General features: G+C 72.1%; 21 protein-coding genes. 11 read left to right on the top strand and 10 right to left on the bottom strand.

The features are described from left to right. Positions 1-85: 85 nt before the first annotated feature. A complete protein-coding gene (locus BS75_RS13935) occupies positions 86-4747 on the bottom strand; it encodes a hypothetical protein (RefSeq protein WP_034088440.1) in 4662 nt (1553 codons plus the stop codon). 298 nt (positions 4748-5045) lie between these two features. Further along, positions 5046-5477: a methylmalonyl-CoA epimerase gene (gene mce, locus BS75_RS13930; RefSeq protein WP_034088439.1), complete on the bottom strand. Its 432-nt coding sequence runs from the start codon at positions 5475-5477 to the stop codon at positions 5046-5048. Positions 5478-5700: 223 nt separating this feature from the next. Here mce and BS75_RS13925 point away from each other — a divergent pair, with 223 nt between their 5' ends. Then, complete coding sequence (locus BS75_RS13925) at positions 5701-6909, top strand: acetyl-CoA C-acetyltransferase (RefSeq protein ID WP_081982310.1); 1209 nt, start codon at positions 5701-5703, stop codon at positions 6907-6909. Positions 6910-7048: 139 nt separating this feature from the next. Next, positions 7049-8005, top strand: a complete 957-nt coding sequence (gene meaB, locus BS75_RS13920) for a methylmalonyl Co-A mutase-associated GTPase MeaB (protein ID WP_034088438.1) — start codon at positions 7049-7051, stop codon at positions 8003-8005. 7 nt (positions 8006-8012) lie between these two features. On the opposite strand, the gene BS75_RS13915 is transcribed toward meaB, so the two are convergent. Both BS75_RS13915 and BS75_RS13910 read right to left on the bottom strand, forming a co-directional pair. Continuing rightward, complete coding sequence (locus tag BS75_RS13915; protein WP_042437206.1) at positions 8013-8534, bottom strand: MarR family winged helix-turn-helix transcriptional regulator; 522 nt, start codon at positions 8532-8534, stop codon at positions 8013-8015. Between the two features lie 36 nt (positions 8535-8570). Beyond that, the gene (locus BS75_RS13910; RefSeq protein ID WP_034088437.1) at positions 8571-9380 is read right to left on the bottom strand and encodes a DUF2127 domain-containing protein; all 810 of its coding nucleotides are present in this window, start codon (positions 9378-9380) and stop codon (positions 8571-8573) included. A 141-nt stretch (positions 9381-9521) separates the two neighbouring features. Between BS75_RS13910 and BS75_RS13905 the strand changes: the two genes are divergently transcribed. The 5 genes from BS75_RS13905 (at position 9522) to BS75_RS43335 (ending at position 13352) form a co-directional block, all read left to right on the top strand. Continuing rightward, on the top strand, positions 9522-9839 hold the full coding sequence (locus BS75_RS13905) for a DUF3817 domain-containing protein (protein ID WP_034088436.1): 318 nt from the start codon (positions 9522-9524) through the stop codon (positions 9837-9839). A 75-nt stretch (positions 9840-9914) separates the two neighbouring features. Continuing rightward, positions 9915-10469 (top strand): MarR family winged helix-turn-helix transcriptional regulator, encoded by a 555-nt coding sequence (locus BS75_RS13900; protein ID WP_034088435.1) that lies wholly within the window; start codon positions 9915-9917, stop codon positions 10467-10469. A gap of 80 nt (positions 10470-10549) precedes the next feature. Then, the gene (locus BS75_RS13895; protein ID WP_231607769.1) at positions 10550-10921 is read left to right on the top strand and encodes a DUF3817 domain-containing protein; all 372 of its coding nucleotides are present in this window, start codon (positions 10550-10552) and stop codon (positions 10919-10921) included. Between the two features lie 110 nt (positions 10922-11031). Next, positions 11032-12726 (top strand): acyl-CoA mutase large subunit family protein, encoded by a 1695-nt coding sequence (locus tag BS75_RS13890; RefSeq protein WP_034088434.1) that lies wholly within the window; start codon positions 11032-11034, stop codon positions 12724-12726. Between the two features lie 158 nt (positions 12727-12884). Continuing rightward, on the top strand, positions 12885-13352 hold the full coding sequence (locus BS75_RS43335) for a Uma2 family endonuclease (protein ID WP_331281423.1): 468 nt from the start codon (positions 12885-12887) through the stop codon (positions 13350-13352). A gap of 18 nt (positions 13353-13370) precedes the next feature. Here BS75_RS43335 and BS75_RS50265 read toward each other — a convergent pair whose 3' ends face one another. Then, complete coding sequence (locus BS75_RS50265; protein ID WP_034088433.1) at positions 13371-13985, bottom strand: TetR/AcrR family transcriptional regulator; 615 nt, start codon at positions 13983-13985, stop codon at positions 13371-13373. Positions 13986-14424: 439 nt separating this feature from the next. Here BS75_RS50265 and BS75_RS13875 point away from each other — a divergent pair, with 439 nt between their 5' ends. The 4 genes from BS75_RS13875 (at position 14425) to BS75_RS13860 (ending at position 18958) form a co-directional block, all read left to right on the top strand. Further along, positions 14425-15405, top strand: a complete 981-nt coding sequence (locus BS75_RS13875; protein ID WP_034088432.1) for a co-chaperone YbbN — start codon at positions 14425-14427, stop codon at positions 15403-15405. Positions 15406-16015: 610 nt separating this feature from the next. Further along, the gene (locus BS75_RS13870; RefSeq protein ID WP_034088431.1) at positions 16016-16651 is read left to right on the top strand and encodes a DUF6230 family protein; all 636 of its coding nucleotides are present in this window, start codon (positions 16016-16018) and stop codon (positions 16649-16651) included. A gap of 338 nt (positions 16652-16989) precedes the next feature. Further along, positions 16990-17595: a DUF6114 domain-containing protein gene (locus BS75_RS51905; protein WP_063771424.1), complete on the top strand. Its 606-nt coding sequence runs from the start codon at positions 16990-16992 to the stop codon at positions 17593-17595. Beyond that, positions 17585-18958 (top strand): hypothetical protein, encoded by a 1374-nt coding sequence (locus tag BS75_RS13860; protein WP_034088430.1) that lies wholly within the window; start codon positions 17585-17587, stop codon positions 18956-18958. Before BS75_RS51905 ends, BS75_RS13860 begins: the two co-directional genes overlap by 11 nt. Positions 18959-19045: 87 nt before the next feature. Here the strand turns inward: BS75_RS13860 and pyk are convergent, their stop codons facing one another. From pyk to BS75_RS13835, 5 genes are all read right to left on the bottom strand, one after another. Further along, on the bottom strand, positions 19046-20473 hold the full coding sequence (gene pyk, locus BS75_RS13855) for a pyruvate kinase (protein WP_034088429.1): 1428 nt from the start codon (positions 20471-20473) through the stop codon (positions 19046-19048). Between the two features lie 100 nt (positions 20474-20573). Next, entirely contained in the window at positions 20574-21734 is a 1161-nt protein-coding gene (locus BS75_RS13850; RefSeq protein ID WP_034088428.1) for an acetate kinase, read from the bottom strand. Then, positions 21731-23890 carry a phosphate acetyltransferase gene (pta, locus tag BS75_RS13845; RefSeq protein WP_034088427.1) on the bottom strand — a complete coding sequence of 720 codons (2160 nt, stop codon included), beginning with the start codon at positions 23888-23890 and terminating at the stop codon, positions 21731-21733. Before pta ends, BS75_RS13850 begins: the two co-directional genes overlap by 4 nt. Positions 23891-24055: 165 nt before the next feature. Next, a complete protein-coding gene (locus BS75_RS13840; protein WP_034088426.1) occupies positions 24056-25030 on the bottom strand; it encodes a hypothetical protein in 975 nt (324 codons plus the stop codon). 166 nt (positions 25031-25196) lie between these two features. Next, the gene (locus BS75_RS13835; RefSeq protein WP_042437204.1) at positions 25197-26732 is read right to left on the bottom strand and encodes an APC family permease; all 1536 of its coding nucleotides are present in this window, start codon (positions 26730-26732) and stop codon (positions 25197-25199) included. Positions 26733-26763: the final 31 nt, after the last annotated feature.

The following is a 26763-nucleotide window of genomic DNA, read 5'->3' as shown; positions in this document are numbered from 1 at the left end:
GTGAGGTGTGAGGTGATAGGGCGAATCCTGGCACGGATTCGGAGTGTCATCCGCCGAAAGCCGATGAAGAGTGGAGAATGACCGCTCAATCGGGTGGTGTCGTGTCGCCGCGTTTGCCACCCGCCCGGGTGGCGCCCGCTCCGACGCCTGCCGGAGCGCTGCCCCGGCCACTCCCTGTACGACCCGTGCCGTTGCCCCCGTTGGCCCCGTTGTTCTTGCCCGAGGCGGACCCTGACGGAGCCTCGAAGGACTCCAGGGCCTGCAGCACATCCTGGACTCGGGCGATCTCGGTGTTGATGTCCTTGCGTCGGTTCACCAGTTCGTCGAGGTCGCGGCGACCCTCGTCGGTGATCCGCTGAGCCTCGTTCAGAGCCTCGTCGGTGAGCTGCTCCGCTTCCTCGCGGGCCCGGGTCAGCTCGTCCTCGGCGGCCTGGACGGCCTCCTTGCGGATGCGCTCCGCCGCCTCGGCGGATGCCGCGCGCAGCTGCTCCGCCTCCTGCTTCGCGGTCCGGAGCTGCTCCTCCGCCTCGGTCCGCAGCGCGTCCCCCTTGGCGGTGTTGTCGGCGAGCCTCTGCTCGGCCTCCTTGAGCAGCCCCTCCGCCTTCCGCACGGCGGCGATCCGGACCCGGCTCGCCTCCGTCGAAGCTTCCGACTGCGTGTCCGCAGCCTCCTGTTCGGCCTTGGCCAGCAGTCCGGCCGCCTTCTCCTCGGCGTTGGCCACCAGCTTGGCGGCGTGCGCCTTGGCGTCCGCCAGTGCCGCCGCGGCCTCCCGCTGGACATCCTGGACCTGTTCGGTCGCCGACGCCACCAGCTTGTCGACCCTTTCGCCGGCCGCCTTCATCGCCTCGGCGGACTCGCGGCGGGCGCGCTCGTGCAGCTCCAGCGCCTCGGCGTCGGTGCGCTCGCGCAGCTCCTCGGCCCGCTCCCGGATCGCGGTGGCGTCCCGGCGGGCCTCCACCAGCATCACGTCGGCGTCCGCGCGGGCCTGCTCGACCAGGGCCGCGCCCTCGTTGGCCCCCTCCGTGGCCAGTCGCTCGGCCTCCTTGCGGGCGGCCGACACCATCGCGTCGGCCTGCTCCTCGGCGGCCGCGGTGGTCGCCAGCGCGGCCGTCTCGGCCTCGGCGGTGATCTGCTCGGCCAGCTCGGCGGCGGCGATCCGGACCGCGCCGGCCTCCTTGCGCAGCCGGTCGGCCTCGGTCTCGGCCTCGGCCCGGAGGGTGTCGGCGGCGGCCGAAGCCTCGGCGGCGACCCGGTCCGCGTCCTCCGACGCGGCGGTCCGCACCGCCTGCGCCTCCTCGCGCAGCCGCAGCGACTCGGCCTCGGCGGCGGCCAGCACCGACGCGGCCTCGGCCTCGGCGGCGGCGAGCGTCCGCTCGGCCTCCGCCCGGAGCCGGGCGGCCTCGGTCGTCGCCAGGTCCCTGACCTGGCCGGCCTCGGTCGCGACGCTGGCGCGCACGCCCTCGGCCTGCTCCTCGGCCTCGGCCCTGACCCGGGCGGCCTCCCGCTCGGCCTCGGCCCGCAGCTGGGTGGTCTGCAGCTCGGCGGCCTCGTACATGCCGGCGACGGACTGCCGGACCTCGGCCGCCTCGTCCTCGCCGGCCGCGATCGTGCTGATCGCGGACTCCTCGGCCTCGTTGCGCAGCCGGGCGGCCTCGGTCGTCGCCAACTCCCGGACCTGGGACGCCTCCTGCTCGGCCTCGGCGGTGAGCCTGGCGGCCTCGGCGCGGGCGGCGGCCAGCTCCTCGGTGGCGTCGCCGCGCTGCCGCTGGGCCTCGGCCAGCTCGGCCTCGGCGACGGCTTCGGCCTGCACCCGCTGCCGCTCCAGCTCGGCCAGCCGCTCGGCGGCGGCCGCCTCGGTCTCGGCGTGCAGCTGCGCGGCGGCTGCCTCCGCCTCGGTCCGCAGCCGCTCGGCCTCCTCCCGGGCCTCGGCGAGCAGGGTGCTGCGCTCGCCCTCGGCCCGGTTGCGCTGCCGTTCCAGCTCGGTGAAGTGCTCGGCGGCCTTGGCCTTGCTCTCGGAGCGGAGCTGGGCCGCGTCCTGCTCGGCCTCGGCGCGCATCCGGGCGCTGTCGCCCTCGGCCTTGGCCAGCTCCTCGGCGACCCGGGCGCCGGTCTCCGCGCGGAGCCGTTCGGCCTCGGTCCTGGCCTCGCCGAGCAGGGTGCCGCGTTCGGCCTCGCCCTCGGCGCGCAGTCGCTCGGTCTCGGCCAGCTCCTCGGCGATCCGGGCGTCGGTCTCGGCGCGCAGCCGCTGAACCTCGGCCTGAGCCTCCGTCAGCAGCGCGGTGCGCCGGGCCTCGGTCTCGGCCTGCTGCCGGGCCAGCTCGGCCTGGGTCTCGGCCTGCTGCCGCTCCAGCGCCGCCCGCTGCTCGGCGACCAGGGTCGCGGTCTCGGTGCGGAGCCGTTCGGCCTCGGTCCTGGCCTCGCCGAGCAGGGTGCCGCGTTCGGCCTCGCCCTCGGCGCGCAGTCGCTCGGTCTCGGCCAGCTCCTCGGCGATCCGGGCATCGGTCTCGGCACGCAGCCGCTGGGCCTCGGCCTGGGCCTCCGTCAGCAGCGCGGTGCGCTCGGCCTGGGCCTCGGCCTGCTGCCGGGCCAGCCCGGTCTCGGTCTCGGCCCGCTCCGCGGCGACCTCGGCCGCGACCCGCTCGCGCAGCTCCGCCGCGAAGGCCTCGGCCGCGGAACGCAGTTCGGCGGCGGCGGCCTCGTCCGCCTCGGCCACCTGGCGCCGGCGCTCCAGCTCCTCGTTGGCCCGGTCGTAGGCCGCCCGGGACTCCTCGGACAGCCGCTGCGCCTCGGCCGTGGCCCGGTCGTGGTCCGCCCGCGCCTGCTCCAGCAGCTGCGCGGCCGCCGCCGAGGCCTCCTCGACCCGGGCCGTCGCCGCCTGCTCGGCGGTGCGCAGCGCCTCGTCCCGCTCCAGCTCGGCCTGCGAGCGCAAGGCCGTGGCCTCGGCCTCGGCCCGGGCCAGCAGCTCCGCCGCCGCCTGCTCGGCGGCCTGCGCCGAAGCCTGCTCGGCCTGGGTGATCCGCTCGTGCTGCTCGGACTCGGCCTCGGCCTGCCGCCGCCGGGCGGCGCTCAGCTCGGTGTCGGCCTCATTGCGCAGCCGCTCGGCCTCGGCCCGGGCCCGGGCCAGTACCGCCTCGGCCCGGCTCTGGACCTCGGTGGCCTGCTCGGTCGCCCGCTCGCGGAGCTTCGCGAGCTCCACCGCCGCCCCGCCGCGCAGTTCGTCCGCGTCGGCCTTCGCCCGGACCAGCAGCTCCTCGGCGGTGCGGGCGCCCTCCTCGATCTGCGTTATGGCCTGGCGGCGGGCCTCGGCCCGGATCCGCTCCGCCTCGTGGGCCGCCTCCGCCCGCTGTGCCTCGGCCTCGGCCCGCAGCCGGGCCGCTTCGTCCTGGTGCGCCTGGATCTCGTCCAGCGCGCTGCCCTGCGCCCGCTCGGCCGCCGCGCGGCTCTCCGCGCGCAGCCGCTCGACCTCGGCCCTGGCCTCGGCCCGGACCCGCTCGGCCTCCTCGGCGGCGGCGGCGCGCAGCTGTCCGGCCTCCTCGGTGGCCCGGCCGATGACGTCCTCGGCGGTGCGGGCGGCCTTGGCGAGGTGGGCGGTGGCGTTGGCGGCGCCCTCGGTCCGTCCGGCCTCGACGGCCTCGGTCCGCAGCCGCTCGACCTCGCTCTCGGCATCGTCGAGCAGTTGCTCGGCCTCCGCCCTGACCCGCTCGGCGGTGGTGGTGAGCTGTTCGGCCTCCTTGGTGGCCCCGGCCACCATCCGGGCGACCTCGGCCTTGGCCGTCGCGGTGCGCTGGTCGCCGGCGGTCTCGGCCTCCGTGAGCCGCTGCGTGGCCTGGGCCTCGACCTCGGCCAGCCGCTGGGCGGCCAGGGCCTCGGCCTCGGCCCGCAGCGCCTCGGCCTCCCGGCGCAGGGCGTCGGCCTCGGCGATCCGGCCGGCCAACTCCTGCTCGGCCGCCGCCTTGGCGTTCTCGGCGGCCCGGCGCAGCTCCTCGACCTCGGCCTGGGCGTGCAGGAGCTGCTCGCCGGCCTCGCTGTCGGCGGACTGCTTCACCGCCTGGGCGCTCTCGGCGGCGTTCTGGGCCTGCGCGGCGGCGGCGGTCAGCAGCCGCTCGGCCTCGGTCCGGGCTCGGTGCAGTACCTCGTCGGCCTCGGCGCGGGTGGACTCGACGTCCGCCGCGACCTGCGAGGTGGCCTGCTCGGAGACGGCCATGGCCTCGGCCCTGGCGGCGGCGAGCAGCCGCTCGGCCTCCAGCCGGGACTCCTCGATGACCCGGCGGGCCTGCTCCTCGGTGCCGGCCCGGGCCTGCTCGGCCCAGCTGACGTTCTCGTTGACGTGGCGTTCGGCGTTCCGGCGCAGCTCGGCGAGCTCGGCCTCCAGCCGGTGCCGGCGGTTCTCGGCCTCGGCCTGCCACTCGGCCTGGAGCCGGGCGCTGCGCTCGGCGGCCTCCTGCATGACCCGGGCGGTGGCGTTCTGGGCTTCGAGCCGCATCCGCTCGGCGTCCGCGCGCAGCTGCTCGGCCTGCATCTCGGCGTTGCGGAGGATCTGCTCGGCCTGCCCGGCCACGGAGTCGAAGGCGCGCGGCTGCGCAAGCTGCCGACGAGCCTCGTGCAGCTTGGCCCGAAGCACCTCCACCTGGTAGGCGAGGTCTTCGGCATGCGTGACGGCCTTCTCCCGCTCCGTTCGTAGCCGATCCATCTCGGCCTCGAACTTGGAGAGGTGATCGTCAACCTCGTAGCCGTCGTAGCCCCGCACGCCGCGGTCCCATCCGTCTCCTGGTCGGGTCGCCACCGGACGGCGGAAACCGGGTGGATCCCGTTCCGCTGTCCGAGTGAGCTCCATGATGAAGTCGTGCTCTGCGGTCAATGGTGACAGATCGCGGCGAAGCCGAGCGCCGTACCCGTCCGTCCTGCCACGCGGGCAGGTGCGACGGTCGTCGGACCGCGGCACTGGCGCATTTTCTCACGTCATGGGGCTGATGTGCAGGGGGGTGCCGGGGTCGGCTCAGGTTACTGACGGGTTTTCGCCGATCGCCGGGGGCTCGGCCGGGGGCTCAGTGCTCGCCCGGCTTGGCCGTCACCAGCTCGGTCAGCACCCCGCCGCAGTCCTTGGGGTGCAGGAAGGTGATCCGGGATCCCATCGAGCCGATCCGGGGCTCCTCGTAGAGCACCCGGACGCCCTTGCCGCGGATCTCCGCCGCGTCCCCGTCCACGTCCGCGGTGCCGAAGGCGATGTGGTGCACGCCCTCGCCGTTCTTCGCCAGCCACTTGCCGACCGCCGAGTCCTCCCGGGTCGGCTCCAGCAGCTGGAGGTAGGAGGCCCCGCCGTCGCCGGTGTCGTTGATCTTCAGCATGGCCTCGCGCACGCCCTGCTCCTCGTTGACCTCGCTGTGGAACACCTCGAAGCCGTAGGTGGCCCGGTAGAACTCCACCGTCTTGTCCAGGTCGAAGCAGGCGATGCCGATGTGGTCGATGCGGGTGAGCACGGGGGCCTCCGAAGCAGGGGGGTCGGACGTGACGCCTACCAGTGCACCGCACCCCGGGCCCTCCCGGAAACCCGGTCCGACCGTGCCCGTGATCACACCACTCATCCGGTGACGGCTGCGTTACACATCAGTACATTATGGAAGCCATACCCTCCTCTCCTGGAACGCAGTGACCGTGGCAGCGCCGCGCCCAGGCCAGTCGCAGCAAAGGGGCTCGACCAGCATGAGCAACTCCGCGAAGAACGCCACCACCTCAGTGATCGTCGCCGGCGCCCGTACCCCCATGGGCCGCCTGCTCGGATCGCTCAAGGGCTTCTCCGGCGCCGACCTCGGCGGCGTCGCGATCAAGGCGGCGCTGGAGCGCGCCGGGATCACCGGCGAGCAGGTCCAGTACGTGATCATGGGGCAGGTGCTCCAGGCCGGCGCCGGCCAGATTCCGGCCCGCCAGGCCGCCGTCAAGGCCGGCATTCCGATGAACGTCCCCGCGCTGACCATCAACAAGGTCTGCCTCTCGGGGCTGGACGCCATCGCCCTGGCCGACCAGCTGATCCGGGCCGGCGAGTTCGACGTGATCGTGGCCGGCGGCCAGGAGTCGATGACCAATGCGCCGCACCTGCTGCCCAAGTCCCGCGAGGGCTACAAGTACGGCGCCGTCGAGCTGCTCGACGCGATGGCCTACGACGGGCTGACCGACGCCTTCGAGAACATCCCGATGGGCGAGTCCACCGAGACCCACAACGGCCGCCTCGGCATCGGCCGCGAGGAGCAGGACGCGATCGCCGCCCGCTCGCACCAGCTGGCCGCCGCCGCGCAGAAGAACGGCGTCTTCGACGAGGAGATCGTCCCGGTCGCCATCCCGCAGCGGAAGGGCGAGCCGGTGCTCTTCGCCAAGGACGAGGGCATCCGCGCCGAGACCACGATCGAGACGCTGGCCGGGCTGCGCCCCGCCTTCAAGCGCGACGGCACCATCACGGCCGGCACCTCCTCGCAGATCTCCGACGGCGCCGCCGCCGTCGTGGTGATGAGCAAGGCCAAGGCCGAGGAGCTGGGCCTGGAGTGGATCGCCGAGATCGGCGCCCACGGCAATGTCGCCGGACCGGACAACTCGCTCCAGTCCCAGCCCGCCAACGCCATCAAGCACGCCCTCGGCAAGGAGGGCATCGGCGTCGAGGAACTGGACCTGATCGAGATCAACGAGGCCTTCGCGGCGGTCGCGGTCCAGTCGGTCAAGGAGCTGGGCGTCCCGCTGGAGAAGGTGAACGTCAACGGCGGCGCGATCGCGCTGGGCCACCCGATCGGCATGTCCGGCGCCCGGGTCGTGCTCACCCTGGCGCTGGAGCTCAAGCGCCGCGGCGGCGGCACCGGCGCGGCCGCGCTCTGCGGTGGCGGCGGCCAGGGCGACGCGCTGATCGTCCGCGTCCCTTCGGTCTGAGCAGTCCTTCGGTCCGAGCAGTCCTTCGGCCCGAGCCGGGCCTGCGAACGTGGGGTGGGCGGGCGTGCGGGTCCGCCCACCCCACCGCTCCATCCACCTGACCATCCACACACCACCACCCCCAGGGAGACAGGCGCCGATGTCGGACGTGGCCACGCTGGTCGAGCAGGCGCGAGCGGGCCGGCCACGGGCCGTGGCCCGGTTGATCTCGCTGGTCGAGAGCGCCTCCCCGCAACTGCGGGAGGTGATGGCCGCACTGGCCCCGCTGACCGGCAACGCCTATGTGGTCGGCCTCACCGGCTCACCGGGCGTCGGCAAGTCGACCACCACCTCCGCCCTGGTCACCGCCTACCGGCGGCTCGGCAAGCGGGTCGCGGTGCTGGCGGTGGACCCCTCCTCGCCCTTCTCCGGCGGCGCGCTGCTCGGCGACCGGGTGCGGATGCAGGACCACGCCACCGACCCCGAGGTCTTCATCCGCTCGATGGCGACCCGGGGCCACCTCGGCGGCCTGGCCTGGGCCGCGCCGCAGGCGATCCGGGTGCTGGACGCGGCCGGCTGCGACGTGGTGCTGGTGGAGACGGTCGGGGTCGGCCAGTCCGAGGTGGAGATCGCGGCTCAGGCCGACACCACCGTGGTGCTGCTGGCCCCGGGGATGGGCGACGGCATCCAGGCCGCCAAGGCGGGCATCCTGGAGATCGGCGACGTCTACGTGGTCAACAAGGCCGACCGGGACGGCGCGGACGCGACCGCGCGTGAGCTCAACCACATGCTGGGCCTCGGCGAGGCCCGCGCGCCCGGGGCCTGGCGTCCGTCGGTGGTGAAGACCGTGGCGGCGCGCGGCGAGGGCGTGGACGAGCTGGTCGAGGCGCTGGAGAAGCACCGGGCCTGGCTGGGCGAGCACGACGAGCTGACGGTCCGTCGGCGGCGGCGGGCGGCCCAGGAGATCGAGACGATCGCGGTCACCGCGCTCCGGCAGCGCTTCGGCGACCTGCGCGGGGACCAGCACCTGGACGGCCTGGCGGGCCGGGTCGCGGCCGGCGAGCTCGACCCCTACACCGCCGCCGACACGCTGGTCGCCGGCCTGATCGAGCGGTAGTCGCGGTTCAGGGGCGTCCGCGCAGCTCGCGCAGGTGCTCGGCGATGGGGGCCAGCGCCTCGTACATCGAGGCGACCTGGTCGGCGTCCAGCCGGTCGATGAAGTGCTCGCGGACGCTGCGCACATGCACCGGGGCGAGCCTGCTCATGACCTCCCAGCCCTGCTCGGTCAGGACCGCGTAGAGGCCGCGGCGGTCGCCGGCGCAGTCCTCGCGGACGACCAGCCCGGCCGCCTCCATCCGGGTGATCTGGTGCGAGAGCCGGCTCTTGGACTGGAGCGTGGCGGTCGCCAGGTCGGTCATCCGCATCCGGCGCTTGGGGCTCTCCGAGAGCTCGACCAGGATGGTGTAGTCGTTGGTGGACAGTCCCCACGGCTGGAGCTCGCGCTCCAGTTGGTACATCAGCAGCCGGCTGACCTCCAGATGGGCCCGCCAGAGCCGCTGCTCGTCGTCGGAGAGCCAGGGGGCGTCCTGGCTCCCGTCGGGTTCCGCGGCGGCGTCGTCGGGAACGACTGAAGGGCTGGTTGTCATGGGTTCATGATACCTGCACTTGTTGAATCTTGTACTTTATTTCCCGCTCGGAGCCTGCTCCGCCGGCTGTTCCGTGCCCTGCTTCGCGCCCTCGCCGGCCGAGTACTGCAGTTCCAGCAGCGAGGCGCCCTCGCGCTCCCGCTCGAAGGCGGCGGCTCCGCCGCGCAGTCCGAACAGCCGCTTGGCGAGCAGGATGTAGACGACCGCCAGCAGGTTGACGAGCAGCGTGCCGATCTTCAGGCCGCTGACCTTCTCGGTCAGCTCGTAGACCTCCAGTGGCAGGAACGCGGCGGTCGCCACCACCGTCAGGTACTCCGCCCAGCGCTTCGCCGCCCACAGTCCGAAGGCCTCGACGATCTCTATCAGCGCGTAGGCCAGCATGGCGGCGGCGGTGATCAGCAGCGTCGAGCGGTGGTACTGGAAGGTCTTCTGGATCGTCCCGACTATGGGGGAGTTGTCCAGGTCGTAGTGGAAGTGCACGGCGATCGGCCGGAGCAGGCCGAGGTCGGTGTTGAAGAGCTGCTGGACCGCGGTCTGACTGTTGCTGAACCGCCAGACCGCGTAGGCGATCAGCACGATCGCCAGCCCCCGGACCAGGCGCTCGACGGCCAGCAGCCGCAGGATGAACCGGTCCCGCAGCGCCTTGCCGCGCGGCACGGCCGGGGCGTCCCCCACCGGGCCGCTGCCGCCCGGCTCACCCAGGGCGAAGTCGCCGCAGCGCAGGCAGCGCCAGGCGGGACCGAGCGCGGTCTCGGCGTGCAGCCGCTCCCGCAGGTGCGGGTCGGTCGGCGCGTAGGTGACGTGCCCGCGGCGCGAGCAGGTGCGCCGATCCCAGTCCCACTTCATCTGCCTGGCCCCCGGAAGGTTGGAATTCCCTTGAAATCGAGAGGATAGCGGGCGGCCTTCCGACCCGCCCCCGACCGCCGCCGCCGGCCAGGGGTGATACTGGTCGGGTTCCGGTTCGCATGTGCAGGGAGAGACAGCCCAGTGAAGAACAACGCCGTCCACCGTCTTCGGCTGATCTCGTTCCCCGAGGGGCTCTCCTTCGTCCTGCTGCTGATCTGCGTCGTGCTGAAGTCCACGACCAGTTTCAATGCCGTGCCGGTGCTCGGGATGGTGCACGGCATCCTCTTCACCTTCTATGTGATCTTCGCGCTGCTGGCCTGGTGGCAGCAGCGCTGGAGCTTCTGGCGAGCGGTCTGGGTGATGGCCCTCTCGGTGCTCCCCTTCGGCGGTTTCTACGCCGAGCGGCTCCTGGCCAGGGAGGAAGTCCAGGGCTTCGGCCCCGCCCCGGCCGCGGCCTGACCCTCCCGTTCGCCGGCCGTCCCATCTTTTGACCCTCGCCGGTCCGCGGTGCGGTCGCCCGGTACGGTAATACGCGTGCCCAAGCCGCTGAGCCTCTCCTTCGATCCGATCGCGCGCGCCGACGAGCTGTGGACCCGTCGCTGGGGCTCCGTCCCGTCCATGGTGGCGATCACCTCGATCATGCGCGCCCAGCAGATCCTGCTGGCGCAGGTCGACGCGGTGGTCAAGCCCTACGGGCTGACCTTCGCCCGGTACGAGGCACTGGTGCTGCTGACCTTCAGCCAGCACGGGGAACTGCCGCTGTCGAAGATCGGCGAGCGGCTGATGGTGCACCCCACCAGCGTCACCAACACCGTCGACCGGCTGGAGAAGTCCGGCCTGGTGGTCCGCCGCCCCAACCCGCTGGACGGGCGCGGGGTGCTCGCGGCCATCACCGACCAGGGGCGCCGGGTGGTCGAGGAGTCCACCCGCGAGCTGGTCGCCATGGACTTCGGCCTCAGCGGCTACGACGAGGAGGGCTGTCGCGGCCTGTTCGACGTGCTGCGGCCGCTGCGGATCGCGGCCGGGGACTTCACCCCCTCCGTGGAGGACGGCGCCGGGGCGATGGCGGTCGCGGACGTCGAAGGGTAAGGGCGCACCGGGGCGGTGCGAGTGATCCATATTTGGGCGGCTACGCTCTTTTTCCGTTGGTACCCGAGCCCGGACGTACCGTGCCGCCCACCGCACTGCGAGGCCCCGCCGTGAAGAAGTCCTCCCCTCTGCTCACCGCTTACCGCGTCTTCGCGTACATCACCGGCGTGGGTCTGATCCTGCTCTGCGCCTCCTGCATCGCCTTCTACGGCTTCGGGACTGCCGGGACCGCCGTGGCCGTCGTTGGCACCATTCACGGCTGGGCGTACATGATCTACGTCGTGCTGGCCTTCGCGGTCGGCAACAAGCTGGGCTGGCCGATGAAGAAGATGATCTTCGTCATCCTCGCCGGGACCATCCCCACCTGCTCCTTCATCGCCGAGCGCAAGGTGATGCGGCAGATCGACGAGCAGCTCGCGGAGGGCGAGAAGCTGGAGCTCGCCAAGGTCTGACCCGATCCGCCGGGTGACAGTCGCCCCGGCTGTCGACAACTACTAGGACGTCCGAGTAAATTACTTGGAAGTCCTAGTAGTTTTCTTTCTCGTGGAGCAGGGGCGGCACCGTGGACGCACAGGACCAGCAGGCGGCGCGTGAGCGCTGGCAGCGGCGCTACGACGGCGCCCGGCGCCGTGACGCCGACTTCAGCACGCTCAGCGGCGACCCGGTCGAGCCGGTCTACGGGCCCGCCGACGGCGAGGCCCCCGAGGGGTTCGAGCGGATCGGCTGGCCCGGCGAGTACCCCTTCACCCGGGGCCTGCACGCCACCGGCTACCGGGGGCGGGCCTGGACCATCCGGCAGTTCGCCGGCTTCGGCAACGCCAAGCAGACCAACGAGCGCTACCGGATGATCCTGGAGGCCGGCGGCGGCGGCCTGTCCGTGGCCTTCGACATGCCGACGCTGATGGGCCGCGACTCGGACGACCCGCGCTCGCTCGGCGAGGTCGGCCACTGCGGCGTCGCCATCGACTCGGCCGCCGACATGGAGGTGCTCTTCGCCGACCTCCCGCTGGGCGACGTCACCACCTCGATGACCATCAGCGGCCCGGCCGTCCCGGTCTTCTGCATGTACCTGGTCGCGGCCGAGCGGCAGGGGGTGGACCCGTCCGTGCTCAACGGCACGCTGCAGACGGACATCTACAAGGAGTACATCGCGCAGAAGGAGTGGCTCTTCCCGCCCGAGCCGCACCTGCGGCTGATCGGCGACCTGATGGAGTACTGCGCCGAGAAGATCCCGGCCTACAAGCCGCTCTCGGTCTCCGGCTACCACATCCGCGAGGCCGGTTCCACGGCCGCGCAGGAGCTGGCCTTCACCCTGGCCGACGGCTTCGCCTACGTCGAGCTCGGCCTCTCCCGGGGCCTGGACGTCGACGTCTTCGCCCCCGGCCTCTCCTTCTTCTTCGACGCCCACCTCGACTTCTTCGAGGAGATCGCCAAGTTCCGGGCCGCCCGCCGGATCTGGGCCCGCCGGCTCAAGGAGCAGTACGGCGCCCGCACCGACAAGGCGCAGTGGCTGCGCTTCCACACCCAGACCGCCGGGGTCTCGCTGACCGCCCAGCAGCCCTACAACAACGTGGTGCGGACTGCCGTCGAGGCGCTCTCGGCGGTGCTCGGCGGCACCAACTCGCTGCACACCAACGCCCTGGACGAGACCCTGGCGCTGCCCTCCGCCCAGGCCGCGGAGATCGCGCTGCGCACCCAGCAGGTACTGCTGGAGGAGACCGGCGTCGCCAACGTGGCCGACCCGCTGGGCGGTTCCTGGTACGTCGAGGCGCTGACCGACCGGATCGAGGCCCAGGCCGAAGCGATCTTCGCGCGGATCCTGGACATGGGCGCCAACTCCGCGGCCGGCCGCGAGATCGGCCCGATGACGGCCGGGATCCTGCGCGGCATCGAGACCGGCTGGTTCACCGGCGAGATCGCCGAGGCCGCCTTCGCCTACCAGACCGCGCTGGAGAAGGGCGAGAAGCGGGTCGTCGGCGTCAACTGCCACACCGGCAGCGTCACCCCGGCGCTGGAGATCCTGCGGGTCAGCCACGAGGTCGAGACCGAGCAGGTCCGCGAGTTGGCCGAGCGCCGCACCCACCGCGACGACGCTGCGGTCCGGGCCGGCCTGGACGCGATGCTGGCGGCGGCCCGCTCCGGCGGCAACATGCTCCCGCCGATGCTGGACGCGGTCCGCGCCGAGGCCACCCTCGGCGAGATCTGCGACGCCCTGCGCGACGAGTGGGGGACCTACACCGAGACGACCGGCTTCTGACGCGCGGCCCTGCCTGTCGTGAGCACGGGTGGTAGTCATCACAGAGAGGACGTCTGCCGTGACCGTGACCATGCCTGCGCAGTTGAGCACGGAGGAGTTCGAGGCGCTGGAGGCTGCTGCGCCCGAGCCGATCCGGCTGGAGTTCGTCAAGGGCAGGCTTGGAGGTCAAGCCGGTGCCCGACGGCGACCACGGCGAGATCGTGATGTGGGTGCTGGAGCGCTGCCTGGTGCAGCGGCCGGAGTTGCGCCTCTACCCGGAGCAGGGCCTGGTCACCGAGGCGTTCGGGCAGGGACGGCCCCGACCTGACGGGGCCCTCGCGCCCAAGGGCTGCTTCAAGGGCCGCGGCGAGTGGTCCGACGCGTCCGGGGTGCTGATGGTGGTAGAGGTGACCTCCAGCCGGCCGGAGAACGACCGGAGCGCCAAGCCCCTCGGCTACGCCGCCGCCGGTATTCCGGTCCACCTGCTGATCGACCGGCGGCGGGGTGACGTGGTCGGGCACAGCCAGCCGCAGGGAGGCCGGTACCGGGACGTGCACACCACGGACGGACTGGGCGAGCAACTGCGGCTGCCCGACCCGGTCGGCATGGTCCTGGACACCGGGGAGCTCAAGGAGCTGATGCCCTGAGTCCCGGGCGGGCGCCGGTCAGGGCTGGGTGAGCGGGGTCAGCAGCAGAGTGGTGAAGCGGGTGATCCATTCGGGGGAGGCCGGTTCGCCGGTGATCAGTATTCGGTGCTCCACCGCGCCGGCGATGGTGTCGAAGATGATGTCCACGTCCTCGCGCGCCTGCGCCGGGCTGGTGTCCGGCGGCAGCTCGCCACGGGCCTGGGCCGCCGCGCGGCCCTGACGGACCAGGCACTTCTGCGGCTCGATGATGGCCTCCCGGACCCGCTGCCGCAGCGCCGGGTCACGGGTGGCCTCGGCGAACAGCGCCAGCAGCGCGGCCTGGCTCTCCGGCAGCGCCAGCAGGTCCGCGAACTGCCGGACCACGGCCTCGATGTCGGCCCGCAGACTGCCCAGGTCGGCCATCTCCAGCTCGTCGAAGAGCACCGCCACGGCGGAGACCACCAGGTCGTTCTTGGACGGCCAGCGCCGGTAGAGAGTGGTCTTGGCGACCCCTGCCCGCACCGCCACGTCCCCCATGGTGAGCCCGCCCCAGCCGAGTTCGGCGAGCACCGCCCTGGTCGCGGCGAGGATCGCCCGGTCCGCGTCGGCGTTGCGCGGGCGGCCCTTGCGCGGGGTGGCGGTGGAGTCGGTCAACGGGCGTCCTTGCCTCTGGGGGGTGGGCCTCTGGGAGTGGGCCTCTGGGGGCCTCGTGGGCTGGGCGGGTGGGCCCCGTCGGGGGAGGTTATCCGCAGCGGCCCGGGACGGGAGAAGGGGACCGGGTGGAGAAGTGGTGCAGTTCACGTCGGAACCACTGGGACGGCCCGTCGCCCGGATATACGCTACGACTCGTAGCGAAAGAGTGACGACCACGCTGCCGCGCGGATGGGGATCCGCGCACCGGGGCGGAGCAGTAGCAGCAGAGCAGCAGCAGTACACGGACGGACGCCGCAGGGCGCCCCCCGCCCCCCGCAACCGGCGGGAGGCGGAGGCGGAGCCTGGTCCGGCAGCCGGTTTCTGTGTGCCCGGCGTCAGTATGTCGGTGGGATCGACGGACGATTCACACCCGAGCGCGCGAACAGGGGAGGATAGACCCATGCAGCCACGGAACATGTCCATGCGCGGCGCGGTCGACCTCGCCGCGGTCAAGGCGGCAGCTGAGGCCGCCCAGAAGGCGGAACAGGCCCGCGCCGCTCGTGCCCGCCAGGCCCAGGAGGCGGAGGCCGACGGCGTCGCCGCTCCCTCCGCCGGGCCCCTGATCTTCGACGTCTCGGAGCGCGACTTCGAGGAGCAGGTCGTCGGCCTCTCGGCCGAGGTGCCGGTCGTGCTGAACTTCTGGGCCGAGGGCTACGCCCCGGCCGAGCAGTTCAAGCCGGTGATCGAGCAGCTGGCCGAGGAGTACGACGGCCGCTTCGTGCTCGCCAACGTCGACCTCCGGTCCAGCCAGCAGTTGGCCCAGCAGCTCCAGATCCGTGATCTGCCGACGCTGCTCGCGGTGGTGGCGGGTCAGCTGCTGCCACTGTTCGAGGGGCCGGCCTCGGAGCCGGAGGTCCGGCAGGTGCTGGACAAGCTGGTCGAGGCCGCGGGCAGTCAGCTCGGCGTCGTCGGCGAGATCGGCGCCCGCTCGGGGCGGGGAGACGTCGACAGCGAGCTCCCGGAGCCGGTGGACCCGGCACTGGCCGCCGCCCACGACGCGCTGGACCGGGGCGACCTGGGCGGTGCCGTCCAGGCGTACCGCAATGTGCTGGCCGACCGTCCGGGTGATGTCGAGGCCTCGTTGGGCCTGGCCCAGGCCGAGCTGCTGCAGCGGGTGCAGGGGCTCGACCCGCAGGCGGTGCGCACCGCCGCGGCCGAGCGCCCGACCGATGTCGACGCCCAACTCGCGGCGGCCGACCTCGACCTGACTGGCGGTCACGTGGAGGACGCGTTCGGCCGGCTGGTCGACACGGTGGGCCGGACCTTCGGCGAGGACCGTGACCGGGTGCGGACCCACCTGCTGGGCCTGTTCCAGGTGATCGGCGCGGAGGACCCCCGGGTCGTCAAGGCCAGGGGAGCACTGGCGCGCAAGCTGTTCTGAGGGACGGCGCGGGCCCCTGATTTGGCGACAAAGACACTGGGGCCCCTGAGGTTTATCAAAACGTGATAACGGACAGTGGCGGTCACCCTTGGTGGCCGTCATCGTCCGTTAATGCCGTGTTTCCACAACTTTGCCGTCGGGCATGACCATGACGTGGCTACGGACGGTCATCCATGTCCGAGTTGGTCGATTGATTCGGTTCTCCCGCTTCTTACTCATCAGTAACGAAGTACTTGTGCAGCGGGCGGGATTGGACCACGATCAGGCACGCTCGGTTCGTCACCGCTACTCCGGCACCCAGTCGGGGAACCAGTGACGGAATCCCCACCGGGCAGGTGTCGGCCCGGCCGACGCTTCGAGGGCAGGGGGGTCTCCGCCGTTCGCGGTGGAGCCTGCCCTCTCACGGCCGTGCATCCTGCGCGGCCGGTGGTTGTCGCTCGGGGGTGATCGCCGATGCTGCCGGTCAGCTGTCCGTACAGAGGTGTCCGTACGTACCGTCGCACGCAGCCGACGCGCTCCCCTTCCCGAGGACGTAGCTCTTCTCCCCATCCCAGGCCGGGGCCCTAGCGGGGCAGGCCGAAGATGCACGTCCGAGAAGGAGGACCTCGTTATGTCCCAGACTTTTGGCAAGACCCGCTGGCGTCGGTTCGCTGTCGTCATGGTGCCGACCCTCGCCGTCACCGCGGCCGTCGGAGTCAGTGTCGCCCAGGGCGCGCTGGCCGCGTCGTTCAGCGTCTCCGGCACTGACTTCAAGGTGTCCGCGGACGGCCTGACCGGCTACAACTTCGTGCAGTACGGGACGGTCGACGTCCAGAAGAACGGCACGATGGTGCCGGTGGCCGTCTCGGGCTTCAAGACGGCGTCGATCACCAACCTGTGCCAGTCGGTGGCAGTGGACCTGAGCAAGGTCGGTCTCGGGACCTATGTCCTGAAGATCCAGGCCGGCACCGCGGCCAACGCTCCGGTCACCGCCAGCAACCTGTACATCGACATGACCGATCTGAAGGCGCAGACGGCCACCTTCTACGGCATCAACATCGGTGTCGCCGAAGGCGGGGTCAGCGAGGGCACGGTCAGCTCCGGTGACGCCTCCTCGCCGTTCTACAACGCGGGCGGCTTCGCCCAGGAGGCCAACAAGGCCGTCCTGACCAATGTCCAGCAGACGGCGTGGGCCACCTCGGCCGGCACCTTCTCGCTGAACAACATGCACCTCAGCATCAACAGCACCAACAACGAGTGCTTCTGACGCTGCCGCGGACCGCCGGGGCACCACGCCCCGGCTTCCTGCGGATGCCCGGACGGCGGGTCCTCCCGACCCGTTCCGTCCCGGGCACAGCCGAGTGAGACGCCCTACGGTCGGCCCACCCGCCGACCCGCCGATGGACGAGTCGCTCCATCGGCCACGATGGGGAGGGGCCCCGGCCCCTCCCCGCCGTGTTCTCCACCATTGATCATCCACCTGGGAGTTGCCACGTGACGAGCGCGACCGCGCAGGCGCGGCCCGAGCCTGAGAACGGCTTCAGCAAGGCCCGTCTAGCGTTCCGAAACTGGCGCCGCAGCCGTCCTTTCTGGGGAGGACTGCTGGTGCTCATCGCCGGCGGACCGATCCTGTACTTCCCCTACGCCAACCTCACCCTGGGTTCGTTGAGCCTGCACCTGTCCACCACCGCCGGTGCGCAGTCGCTGGTCATCGGGGTGCTGCTGATCGCGCTGGGAATCTCGGTGTGGTTCCAGCCGCATGTTCGGGTGTTCGCCGGCATCGCGGCCCTGGTGCTCACGCTGATCTCGATCCCGATGTCCAACCTGGCCGGGTTCGGCCTGGCCCTGCTCCCGGGTCTGATCGGTGGCGCGCTGGTGTGCTCCTGGGCGCCGCTGAAGCAGCCGGCACCTGCGGCCGAGGGCGCTGAAGGCGCCGAGGGCGCCGACAGTGCCGCGTTCGCGCAGCAGCCCCAGGTCGAGGGCGGGCAGCAGCCGGAGCAGACGTACCCGATCGCCGCGCTGTTCGAGCCCGCCCCCGGGGCGGCGCCGCAGCCGGCCGCCGAAGCACCGACCATGGCCAAGTCCGTGGCCCAGCCCACCGCCCAGCCCGCCGCCCAGCCCGCCGCGCCGGGCGCGGTGCCGGCCCCGCGGGCCGAGGAGACGTCGGCCCAGTCGGAAGGGGCGCGCGAGGGGGCCCACGATGGCGAGTGAGTCCGAGTCCGGACCGCGGGTCACCGGGCGGCACGCGGCCCCGCGGCTCACCGTCCGGGGTCGGCTGCGACTGCCGGTGGGACGGGCCATCGCGCTGACGGCCGTGCCGACAGCCCTGCTGATGGGGACCATCGCGCCGAAGTTCGCCCTCGCCGCCGACGCCACCTCCAGCTCCGCCGCCGCGACCTCGCACGACCACGCGACGGACGCCGCTGCCGCACCGACGGGCAGCAACTGCACCAAGACCAGCATCAGCTCGCTGATCGCCGGCACGACGAAGACCGGCACGACGAAGACCGGGGCCGACACGGGGGCCTCCTCGACCGCCGCCTCGACCACGACCGGTGGCAGGTCGACCGGTGGCAGGTCGTCGGGCACGGCCCCGACCAAGTCCTCCGCCGGGTCCACGGCGCCGTCCACGGCCCCGTCCTCCGCTACGCCCTCCCAGGTGCCTTCCCACGCTCCGTCTGCGGTCCCCGCCGCCGGACCGACCAGCGCGCCGGCGTCCGGCCCGACGGGCAACCCCCTGGGTGAGGGAGTCGGCACGATCCTGAACGGGCTCGGCCAACTGCTGGGCCTGGACGCCGAACCGGCCCGGCCCGCCGCCTCGCCCACCCCTTCCGCCGCTGCCACGCCGACCACCCGCCACGCCGACACCACCACCCCGGTGTCGGCCGTGCCCTCCGCCTCGGCGACCCGCTCGGCGCCCGCCGCCACGGCCACGCCCTCCACCGGTGCCACCCGTTCCACCGTCCCGGCGGCCGCCCCCTCGACCGTCGGCACCCCGGCGGCGACCTCCCCGACCACCAGCACCACCTCGGCCGAGGCCAACCGCGCCTGCGACGTCAGCCGGATGGCCGCGCCGCTGGACACCAGCATGCCGGTGGGCGAGATGCCGACCGTCCCGTGGACGCTGAAGAGCAGCAGCCTGGAGCTGATCAACACCCAGTTCTGGGGCGTGGTGACGGTGCCGACAGCGGCCGGCGACGTCCGGGTGCTCAAGTTCACCGCGCAGGAGGTGAACATCGGCGACCTCGACATGTCGACCCAGCAGATCGGCCAGGAGCTCCACGTCCAGGGCGGTCCGGGGACCACCTCGACCATGAGGGGCGGGACGGTGACGATGTACGTCACCAGCCTCTCCGGCACCCTGGCCGAGGCCGAGGGGATTCCGCTGGCCTGGCTGGGCGTCAATCTGACGCTGACGCCGGACACCCTGCCGCAGTGGCTCTACGACCTGATCGGCTCGGTCCCGATCCCGCTGACGCTGACCCTGAACAACGCGGTCGCCACCCAGACCGGGCAGTTCGGCGGGAACCTGACCATCCCCGGGATGCACCTCTACTACACGCCGCTGAGCTGAGCGGCGCGCCCGCACGCGGCAAGGGACGCCGTCGACCCCTCGTACCGAGGAGGTCGGCGGCGTCCCTCGCTGTCGGGCCGCCGTCGCTCAGCTGGCGCGCTCGCCCAGGTGGTGGACGCGCAGCATGTTGGTGGTGCCGACCACGCCGGGGGGCGAGCCGGCGGTGACGATCAGGGTGTCGCCGGGCTCGTAGCGGCCGAGGTCGCGCACGGCGTCGTCGACCTGGTTGACCATCGCGTCGGTGTTGTCCGCCTGCGGGGTCACGAAGGTCTCCACGCCCCAGCTCAGGGTCAGCTGGTTGCGGGTGGAGATGTCCGGGGTGAAGGCCAGGACCGGGATCGGCGAGCGGTACCGGGACAGTCGGCGGGCGGTGTCACCGGACTTGGTGAAGGCCACCAGTGCCTCCGCGCCGAGGAAGTCGCCCAGCTCGCAGGCGGCGCGGGCGACCGCACCGCCCTGGGTGCGCGGCTTGCGGCCCGGGTTGAGCGGCTGGAGGCCCTGCGAGAGCAGTTCCTCCTCGGCCGCCTCGATGATCCGCGACATGGTCTGCACGGTCTCGATCGGGTACTTGCCGACGCTGGACTCGGCGGAGAGCATGACCGCGTCCGCGCCGTCGAGGATGGCGTTGGCGCAGTCGGAGGCCTCGGCGCGGGTCGGCCGGGAGGCGGTGATCATCGACTCCATCATCTGGGTGGCGACGATGACCGGCTTGGCGTTGCGGCGACAGAGGGTGATCAGCTGCTTCTGGACCAGCGGCACCCGCTCCAGCGGGTACTCGACGGCGAGGTCGCCGCGGGCGACCATGACCGCGTCGAAGGCGAGGACGATCTCCTCCATGGCCGCGACGGCCTGGGGCTTCTCGACCTTGGCGATGACCGGGACGCGGCGTCCCTCCTCGTCCATCACCTTGTGCACGTCGTCGATGTCGGCGGCGTTGCGGACGAAGGACAGCGCGATCATGTCGACGCCGAGACGCAGCGCGAAGCGCAGGTCGTCCTTGTCCTTCTCGGACAGCGCGGGGACGTTGACCGCCGCGCCGGGGAGGTTGATGCCCTTGTTGTTGGACAGCACGCCGCCCTCGACCACGCGGGTGACCACGCGGGGGCCGTCGACGCTGACGACCTCCAGGGCGATCACGCCGTCGTTGATCAGGACCGGGTCGCCGGGCTTCACGTCGCCGGGCAGGCCCTTGTAGGTGGTGCTGCAGATCAGTTGGTCACCGGGGACGTCCTCGGTGGTGATGGTGAAGGTGTCACCGTTCTCGACGGTGACCGGCCCCTGGGCGAAGGTGCCCAGGCGGATCTTGGGGCCCTGGAGGTCGGCGAGGACGCCCACCGGACGGCCGGTGGAGTCCGACGCGGCACGGACGTTGTCGTAACGGCTCGCGTGCTCGGCGTGGTTGCCGTGGCTCATATTCAGACGGGCGACGTTCATACCGGCTTCGATCAGCGCTTTCAGCTGTTCGAAGTTGTCCGTCGCGGGACCCAGGGTGCAGACGATCTTGGCTCGGCGCATATCGCTCATTCTATCGGGTTACCTTTCGGTTGCGTTTTCGAGCAGAGTGCCCCCAATTGGCCGGTCCGGTGTTCCACCCCCGTGCTGGCCGTGCAGTTGGTTACTCGTCAGTACGCCGGATCACCGCGAACGTCTGCTCGGCGATCTCCAGCTCCTCGTCGGTCGGGACCACGGCGACCGCGATCCGCGAGCTCTCGGTGGACACCAGCCGCGCCTCCGCGGAGCGGACCGCGTTGAGCGCCGGATCGAGTTCGACGCCCAGGGCGTCCAGGTTCGCCATGGCCGCCGCGCGGACGGCGGCGGAGTTCTCGCCGACGCCGGCCGTGAAGGCGATGGCGTCCACCCGGCCGAGGACCGCGGTGTAGGCGCCGACGTACTTGCGCAGCCGGTGGATGTAGACGTCGAAGGCCAGGGTCGCGCGTTGGTCGCCCTCGGCCATCCGCCTGGTCACCTCGCGCATGTCATTGTCCCCGCAGAGGCCCTTGAGCCCGCTCCGCCGGTTCAGCAGGACGTCGACCTCCTCGACCGACATCCCGGCCACCCGCTGCAGGTGCAGCAGCACCGCCGGGTCCAGGTCGCCCGAGCGGGTGCCCATGACCAGGCCCTCCAGCGGCGTCAGCCCCATCGAGGTCTCCACGCACACCCCGCCGGCCACGGCCGAGGCGCTGGCGCCGTTGCCCAGGTGCAGCACGATCACATTCACCGATTCGGGTGATCTGCCCAGGAGTTCGGCGGTATGCCGGGAGACGTACTGGTGCGATGTCCCGTGGAAGCCGTAACGACGGATCGCGTACTCGTCCGCCAGCTCCGTGTCGATGGCGTAGCGGGCCGCGGACTCGGGGATGGTGGCGTGGAACGCCGTGTCGAACACCGCGACCTGCGGCAGGTCGGGCCGCAGGGCGCGGGTGATCTCGATGCCGGTGATGTTGGCCGGGTTGTGCAGCGGCGCGAGCGGGACCAGCCGGCGGACCTCGTCCAGCACCCGGTCGGTGATCAGCGCCGGTCGGGAGAAGTACCGGCCGCCGTGCACCACCCGGTGCCCGATGGCGGCGATCCTGGGGGAGTCCAGGCCGAGGCCCTTCTCCCGTAGCTCCGCGCCGATCAGGCCGATGGCGGCGGCATGGTCGGCCGGGAACGAGGGCTCGCCGATCCGCTCCACCAGGCCGGCCGCCGGGCGGCTGCCGTCCGCCATGTCGATCAGCTGGTACTTCACCGAGGAGGAACCGGAGTTGAGGACGAGGACCAGGGTGGCGTCGGTCACGACTGCTGCTCCTTCTCGGCCTGCTGGGTGGCCTCGGCAGCCGCCGCCTGCTGGGCTGCCGCCTGCTGGGCCTGGATGGCGGTGATGGCGACGGTGTTGACGATGTCCTGGACCAGCGCGCCCCGGGACAGGTCGTTGACCGGCTTGCGCAGCCCCTGCAGCACCGGGCCGACCGCGACCGCCCCGGCCGAGCGCTGGACGGCCTTGTAGGTGTTGTTGCCGGTGTTCAGGTCCGGGAAGATCAGCACCGTCGCCCGCCCGGCCACCTGCGAGCCCGGCAGCTTGGTGGCCGCGACGGCCGGCTCCACCGCCGCGTCGTACTGGATCGGCCCCTCGACCAGCAGGTCCGGACGCAGGGAGCGGACCAGCTCGGTGGCCTTGCGGACCTTGTCGACGTCGGCGCCGCTGCCGGAGGTCCCGGTGGAGTACGAGAGCAGCGCGACCCTGGGCTCCACGCCGAAGCGCGCGGCGGTGTCGGCGGACTGGATGGCGATGTCGGCCAGCTGCTCGGCGTCCGGGTCCGGGTTGACCGCGCAGTCGCCGTAGACCAGCACCCGGTCGGCCAGGCACATGAAGAACACCGAGGAGACGATCATGGCGCCGGGCGAGGTCCGGATGATCTCGAAGGCCGGCCGGACGGTCGCCGCCGTGGAGTGCACCGCCCCGCTCACCATGCCGTCCGCCAGGCCCTCCTGGACCATCAGCGTGCCGAAGTAGCTGACGTCGGTGACCACGTCCTGGGCGGCCTCCACGGTCATCCCCTTGTGGCTGCGGATCTCCGCGTAGCGCTCGGCGAAGCGGTCCCGCAGCGGCGAGGTCTCCGGGTCGATGATCCGGGCCCGGGCCCGAGCGGTCTGCGCCCCGTCCAGGCCCAGGTCCAGGCCGAGTTCGGCGACGCGGCGGCGGACCGCGTCCTCGTGGCCGAGCAGGGTGAGGTGGCAGACATTGCGGCGGAGCAGCACCTCCGCGGCCCGCAGCACCCGCTCCTCGGTGCCCTCGGGCAGCACCACCTCGCGCAGCTCGGTGCCCCGGGCCCGCTCCAGCAGGGTGTGCTCGAACATCATCGGGGTGACCCGCTCGGAGCGGCTGAGCTCGATCCGGCTGGTCAGCTCGGCGGTGTCGACATGCAGTTCGAACAGCCCGAGTGCGGTCTCGGCCTTGCGCGGGCTGGTCGTGCCCAGCCGGCCCTCCAGCGTCGACAGCCCGGTGGCGGTGGGGAAGCTGCCGTCGGGGACCACTGCGACCGGGGTGCCGGGGGCGAGCCGGGAGGCCAGCCGCATCACGTCCTGGCCCGGGGTCTGCCCCATGGTCAGCAGCACGCCGGCGATCGGCGGCGAGCCGGCGGAGTGCGCCGCCAGCGAGCCGATCAGCAGGTCGGCCCGGTCGCCGGGGGTGATCACCATGCAGCCCTCGGTCAGCGCGCCGAGGAAGTTCGGCAGCATCGCGCCGCCGAAGAGGAACCGGCGCACGTCGCGGGCCAGCCCGGCGGCGTCGCCGAGCAGCACCTCGGCGCCGGTGGTCTCGACGACCTGGGCGACGGTCGGCGCGGACAGGGCCGGCTCGTCCGGGATGACGTACACCGGGACGTCCGAGCGGGCCGCCAGTCGGCGCTGGACCTCCTGCTTGTCCCGGCCCGCGACCCGGTTGGCGATCATCGCCAGCACGTTGCAGCCCAGGTCGGTGTAGGCCCGGTAGGCGTTGCGGACCTCGGCGACCACGGTGTCCGCGCTCTCCCGGTGCCCGCCGACGACCGGCAGCAGCAAGGCGCCGAACTCGTTGGCCAGCCGGGCGTTGACGGCGAGCTCGTCCGGGATGTTGGTGGCGGCGAAGTCCGTGCCCAGCACCAGCACCGCCTGGCACTGCTGCTCCACCTGGTGGAAGCGGTCGACCAGCTGGCCGACCAGCTCGTCCGGGCCGCGTTCGGCCAGCAGGGCGATGGCCTCTTCGTAGGTCATCCCGTACATCTGCTCGGCCGGCAGGTCGAGCCGGTAGCGCCCGCGCAGCAGTTCGACCACGTGGTCGGTGCGCCGGTGGGTCAGCGGGCGGAACACGCCGACCCGGTCGACCTGGCGGGTGAGCAATTCCATGACCCCGAGCTCGACGGCCTGCCGGCCGTCGCCCCGTCCGATGCCGGTCACGTACACGCTGCGCGCCACAGGGGCACTCCGTTCCTTGCCTGGCGACTGGATGGCAAGCCCGGCGGGCGGGCTCGGTCAACGATCCCACCCTCGCACTGCCGTCCGACACGCGCCTGTGCACCCCGCCTGCCGGTGCGCCCCGCCTGCCTGTGCGCCCCCGCTCCGGGCGCCGGGGCGCACGGCTCAGTCGGCGAGGTGGGCCCGCCAGTGGTCGAACAGGTGCTCGGGGTCGCCCGAGTAGGACCAGGGGGCACGGGTGGGCCGGTTGCCCAGCTGCCGGTTGACCTCGCGGGCCTGCTCCTTCATCCCGGCGAAGGCCAGTCCGTGCAGCACGGTGTTCAGGTCGGCCACGTCCTGGGCGTACTCCATGCCGGCCCGGTGGCTGATCCAGTCGCGCATGGTGGCGTGCAGGGCCTGGACCGCGACCTCGTGGGTCCAGTGGTAGGTGAGGCCGACCGCGGTCGGGCCCTCGACGGTGATCCGCTGCCGGTAGTGCTCGGCGCGCGCCGTCTGGGTGAGGGCGGCGAGCGGGGTGCCGACCGGTGCGAAGGCGGCGCTGTCCCGGGCGAAGTTGTACATCTCGCCGTGCGAGCCGTGCCAGCGCTCGGACAGGTGGCGCAGCACCTGGTGGTGGCCCTCGCGGCTGTAGGTGTCGCGGGCCTGGAGTTCGCGCCACCAGTGCCAGACATGGGGGTGGCCGCCGCCGTAGAGCCGGGCCAGGGTCATCAGCGAGACCCAGGGCACCGGGTCGGCCGGGTGCCGGTCGGCGGCCTGGAGGCAGATCCGGGCGGCCCGGTCGAGATGCGAGCGGTCGATGCTGTCCTCGGTCGGCGGCGGCGGGCTGCCCTGGGCGCGGTTCGCCTCGCCGACGGCGGCGAAGATCCGCATCACCTCGGTCTCCGCGCGGAGCACCAGGGCGTCCGGGTTCTGCGGTTCGGCGGCCTGCCAGGTCTCCACGGTGCGGGTCCCGGCGGCGACATCGGCGAGCAGCCGCACCCGGTGGGTGCGGCGGTCCCAGTCCCGCCCGGTGTCCCGGAGCAGGTCACGGGCGCCCTGCCAGCGCCCGACGATCAGGTCCTGCCGGGCGGTCGCCAGGGCCAGGTCGCCGAAGGTCGGGTCGAACCGTGGTGCGGTGATGCGTCGTCGTGCTCTGGCCATGAGGGAGACCACTCTCGGCTGGGAGGTAGAGCTTGCGGGCAGAGGGGATGGGCATCCGCACTGATGACCATCCCGACGCTCATCCCCCGTGATGAACGCGACCAGCGGCGGTCGACCCGGTTCACTGAACCAGGCCGACCGCCGCCGCAAGGGAACTGTCGATGTTTCAGATATCCGTGGCGAGGGTATCGCCCGACCCCGCCGTGGCGGAAGTCAGGGTGCTCTCGCCGTAGAGTGCGTCCACCTCGTCCGAAGACGTGGCGTCGAGGCGGACGGTTCCGGCCCGGTAGTAGTCGCTGCCCTTGGCCCAGTACCAGGCCATCGGGATCAGCCCGAGGGCCAGCGCGCCCAGGCCGATGGCGATGGTGGTGCCGCCCAGGGTCATGCAGTTCTCGATGAAGAGGAAGCCCATGAAGATGGCGCCGGCCAGCGGCCAGATGCCCACGAAGATGGCGTTGGAGAAGGACTTGAAGACCAGCTTGCGGTAGGCGACGACCACGGCGAAGCCGGCCAGCGCGTAGTAGACGGCGATCTGCAGGCCGATCGCGTTGATCGCGTCGGTCATGATGTTCTTGACCGAACCCAGTTCGTTGGAGGAGACGAACAGGGCCAGCGAGACCACCACGACCACGCCGATGGCGAACCACGGGGTCTGCCAACGCGAGTGGGACTTGCCGAAGATGGCGGGGATGGTCTTGTCGCGGCCCATGGCGAACAGCGAGCGGGAGACCTGGATGAGGGTGGTCTCCAGGGTGGCGATGGTGGACAGCACCACGGCCAGGACCATGATCTTGCCGCCCGCGCCCGGCCAGACGGTGTTGCCCAGGGTGGTGAGCACCGGGGCCGCATTGGCGTTGGCGAGGTCGTTCTGACTGACGATCAGGTTGACGGCGATGGTGACGACCTCGAACAGCGCGAAGACGCCGATGACGCCGACCAGGCCGCCGAAGCCGGAGTTGCGCTTGCTGTTGCTGGTCTCCTCGCTGAGGTTGGCGGTGACGTCCCAGCCCCAGAAGTAGAAGGCGGCGACGAGCGCGGCGGCGGCGAACCCCTTGACCCCGCCGAAGTGGCCGAAGCCCCAGAGCCAGGACCAGGAGAAGACGGCCGCGTGGCCGCCGTGGATCAGGGCGGCGATGCCGAAGACCACCAGGATCGCGACCTCGATGCCGGTCATGATCCACTGGGCGTGGCTGGTGATCCGGATGCCGATCAGCACCAGCAGGGCCATGATCAGGAAGGCCACCGCGCCGACGCCGATCTCGGCCCAGGTGTTGTTGGCCAGGCTGCTGCCGAAGAGCGAGAGGGTGTAGTTGCCCGCCGGGAGCGAGCCCGCCACCATGAAGATGGTCGCCGAGACCACCAGTGACCAGCCGGCCAGGAAGCCGAGCGAGGGGTGCAGCGCGCGGCCGACCCAGGAGTAACTGGCGCCGGCGTTGACGTCCAGGCGGCCAAGGTAGTTGAAGGCCCAGGCGATGCCGAGCATGGGGATGGCACACCAGAGCAGGGCGGCCGGACCGACCAGACCGGCGGCGCCGGCCAGCAGGGCAGTGGTGGAGGCCAGCGAGTACGCCGGTGCACTGCCCGCGAGGGCCATGATGATGGTGTCGAAGCCACCGAGAACATTGGCCCGGAGGCCGCCGGTCCTGTTCTCCGTGGATATGTCGTTGCTCAAGGGTGCTGCCTCTCCAGGGGACGCCGCCATGGGATGCAGCGCGTGGGGCGCGACAGGGGAA

It is taken from the genome of Streptacidiphilus albus JL83 (assembly GCF_000744705.1).
GTDB classification, from domain to species: Bacteria; Actinomycetota; Actinomycetes; order Streptomycetales; family Streptomycetaceae; genus Streptacidiphilus; species Streptacidiphilus albus.
The sequence above is the reverse complement of the archived record's forward strand: the minus strand, read 5'-3'. Positions and strand labels throughout refer to the sequence as shown.

Bases quoted from the DNA above. Each gene is read 5' to 3' on its own strand.
- BS75_RS13925 (WP_081982310.1), top strand. From the start codon at position 5,701: ATGAGCAACTCCGCGAAGAACGCCACCACCTCAGTGATCGTCGCCGGC.
- meaB (WP_034088438.1), top strand. From the start codon at position 7,049: ATGTCGGACGTGGCCACGCTGGTCGAGCAGGCGCGAGCGGGCCGGCCA.
- BS75_RS13915 (WP_042437206.1), bottom strand. From the start codon at position 8,534: ATGACAACCAGCCCTTCAGTCGTTCCCGACGACGCCGCCGCGGAACCC.
- BS75_RS13910 (WP_034088437.1), bottom strand. From the start codon at position 9,380: ATGAAGTGGGACTGGGATCGGCGCACCTGCTCGCGCCGCGGGCACGTC.
- BS75_RS13875 (WP_034088432.1), top strand. From the start codon at position 14,425: ATGCAGCCACGGAACATGTCCATGCGCGGCGCGGTCGACCTCGCCGCG.
- BS75_RS13870 (WP_034088431.1), top strand. From the start codon at position 16,016: ATGTCCCAGACTTTTGGCAAGACCCGCTGGCGTCGGTTCGCTGTCGTC.
- BS75_RS13860 (WP_034088430.1), top strand. From the start codon at position 17,585: ATGGCGAGTGAGTCCGAGTCCGGACCGCGGGTCACCGGGCGGCACGCG.
- pyk (WP_034088429.1), bottom strand. From the start codon at position 20,473: ATGCGCCGAGCCAAGATCGTCTGCACCCTGGGTCCCGCGACGGACAAC.
- BS75_RS13840 (WP_034088426.1), bottom strand. From the start codon at position 25,030: ATGGCCAGAGCACGACGACGCATCACCGCACCACGGTTCGACCCGACC.
- BS75_RS13835 (WP_042437204.1), bottom strand. From the start codon at position 26,732: ATGGCGGCGTCCCCTGGAGAGGCAGCACCCTTGAGCAACGACATATCC.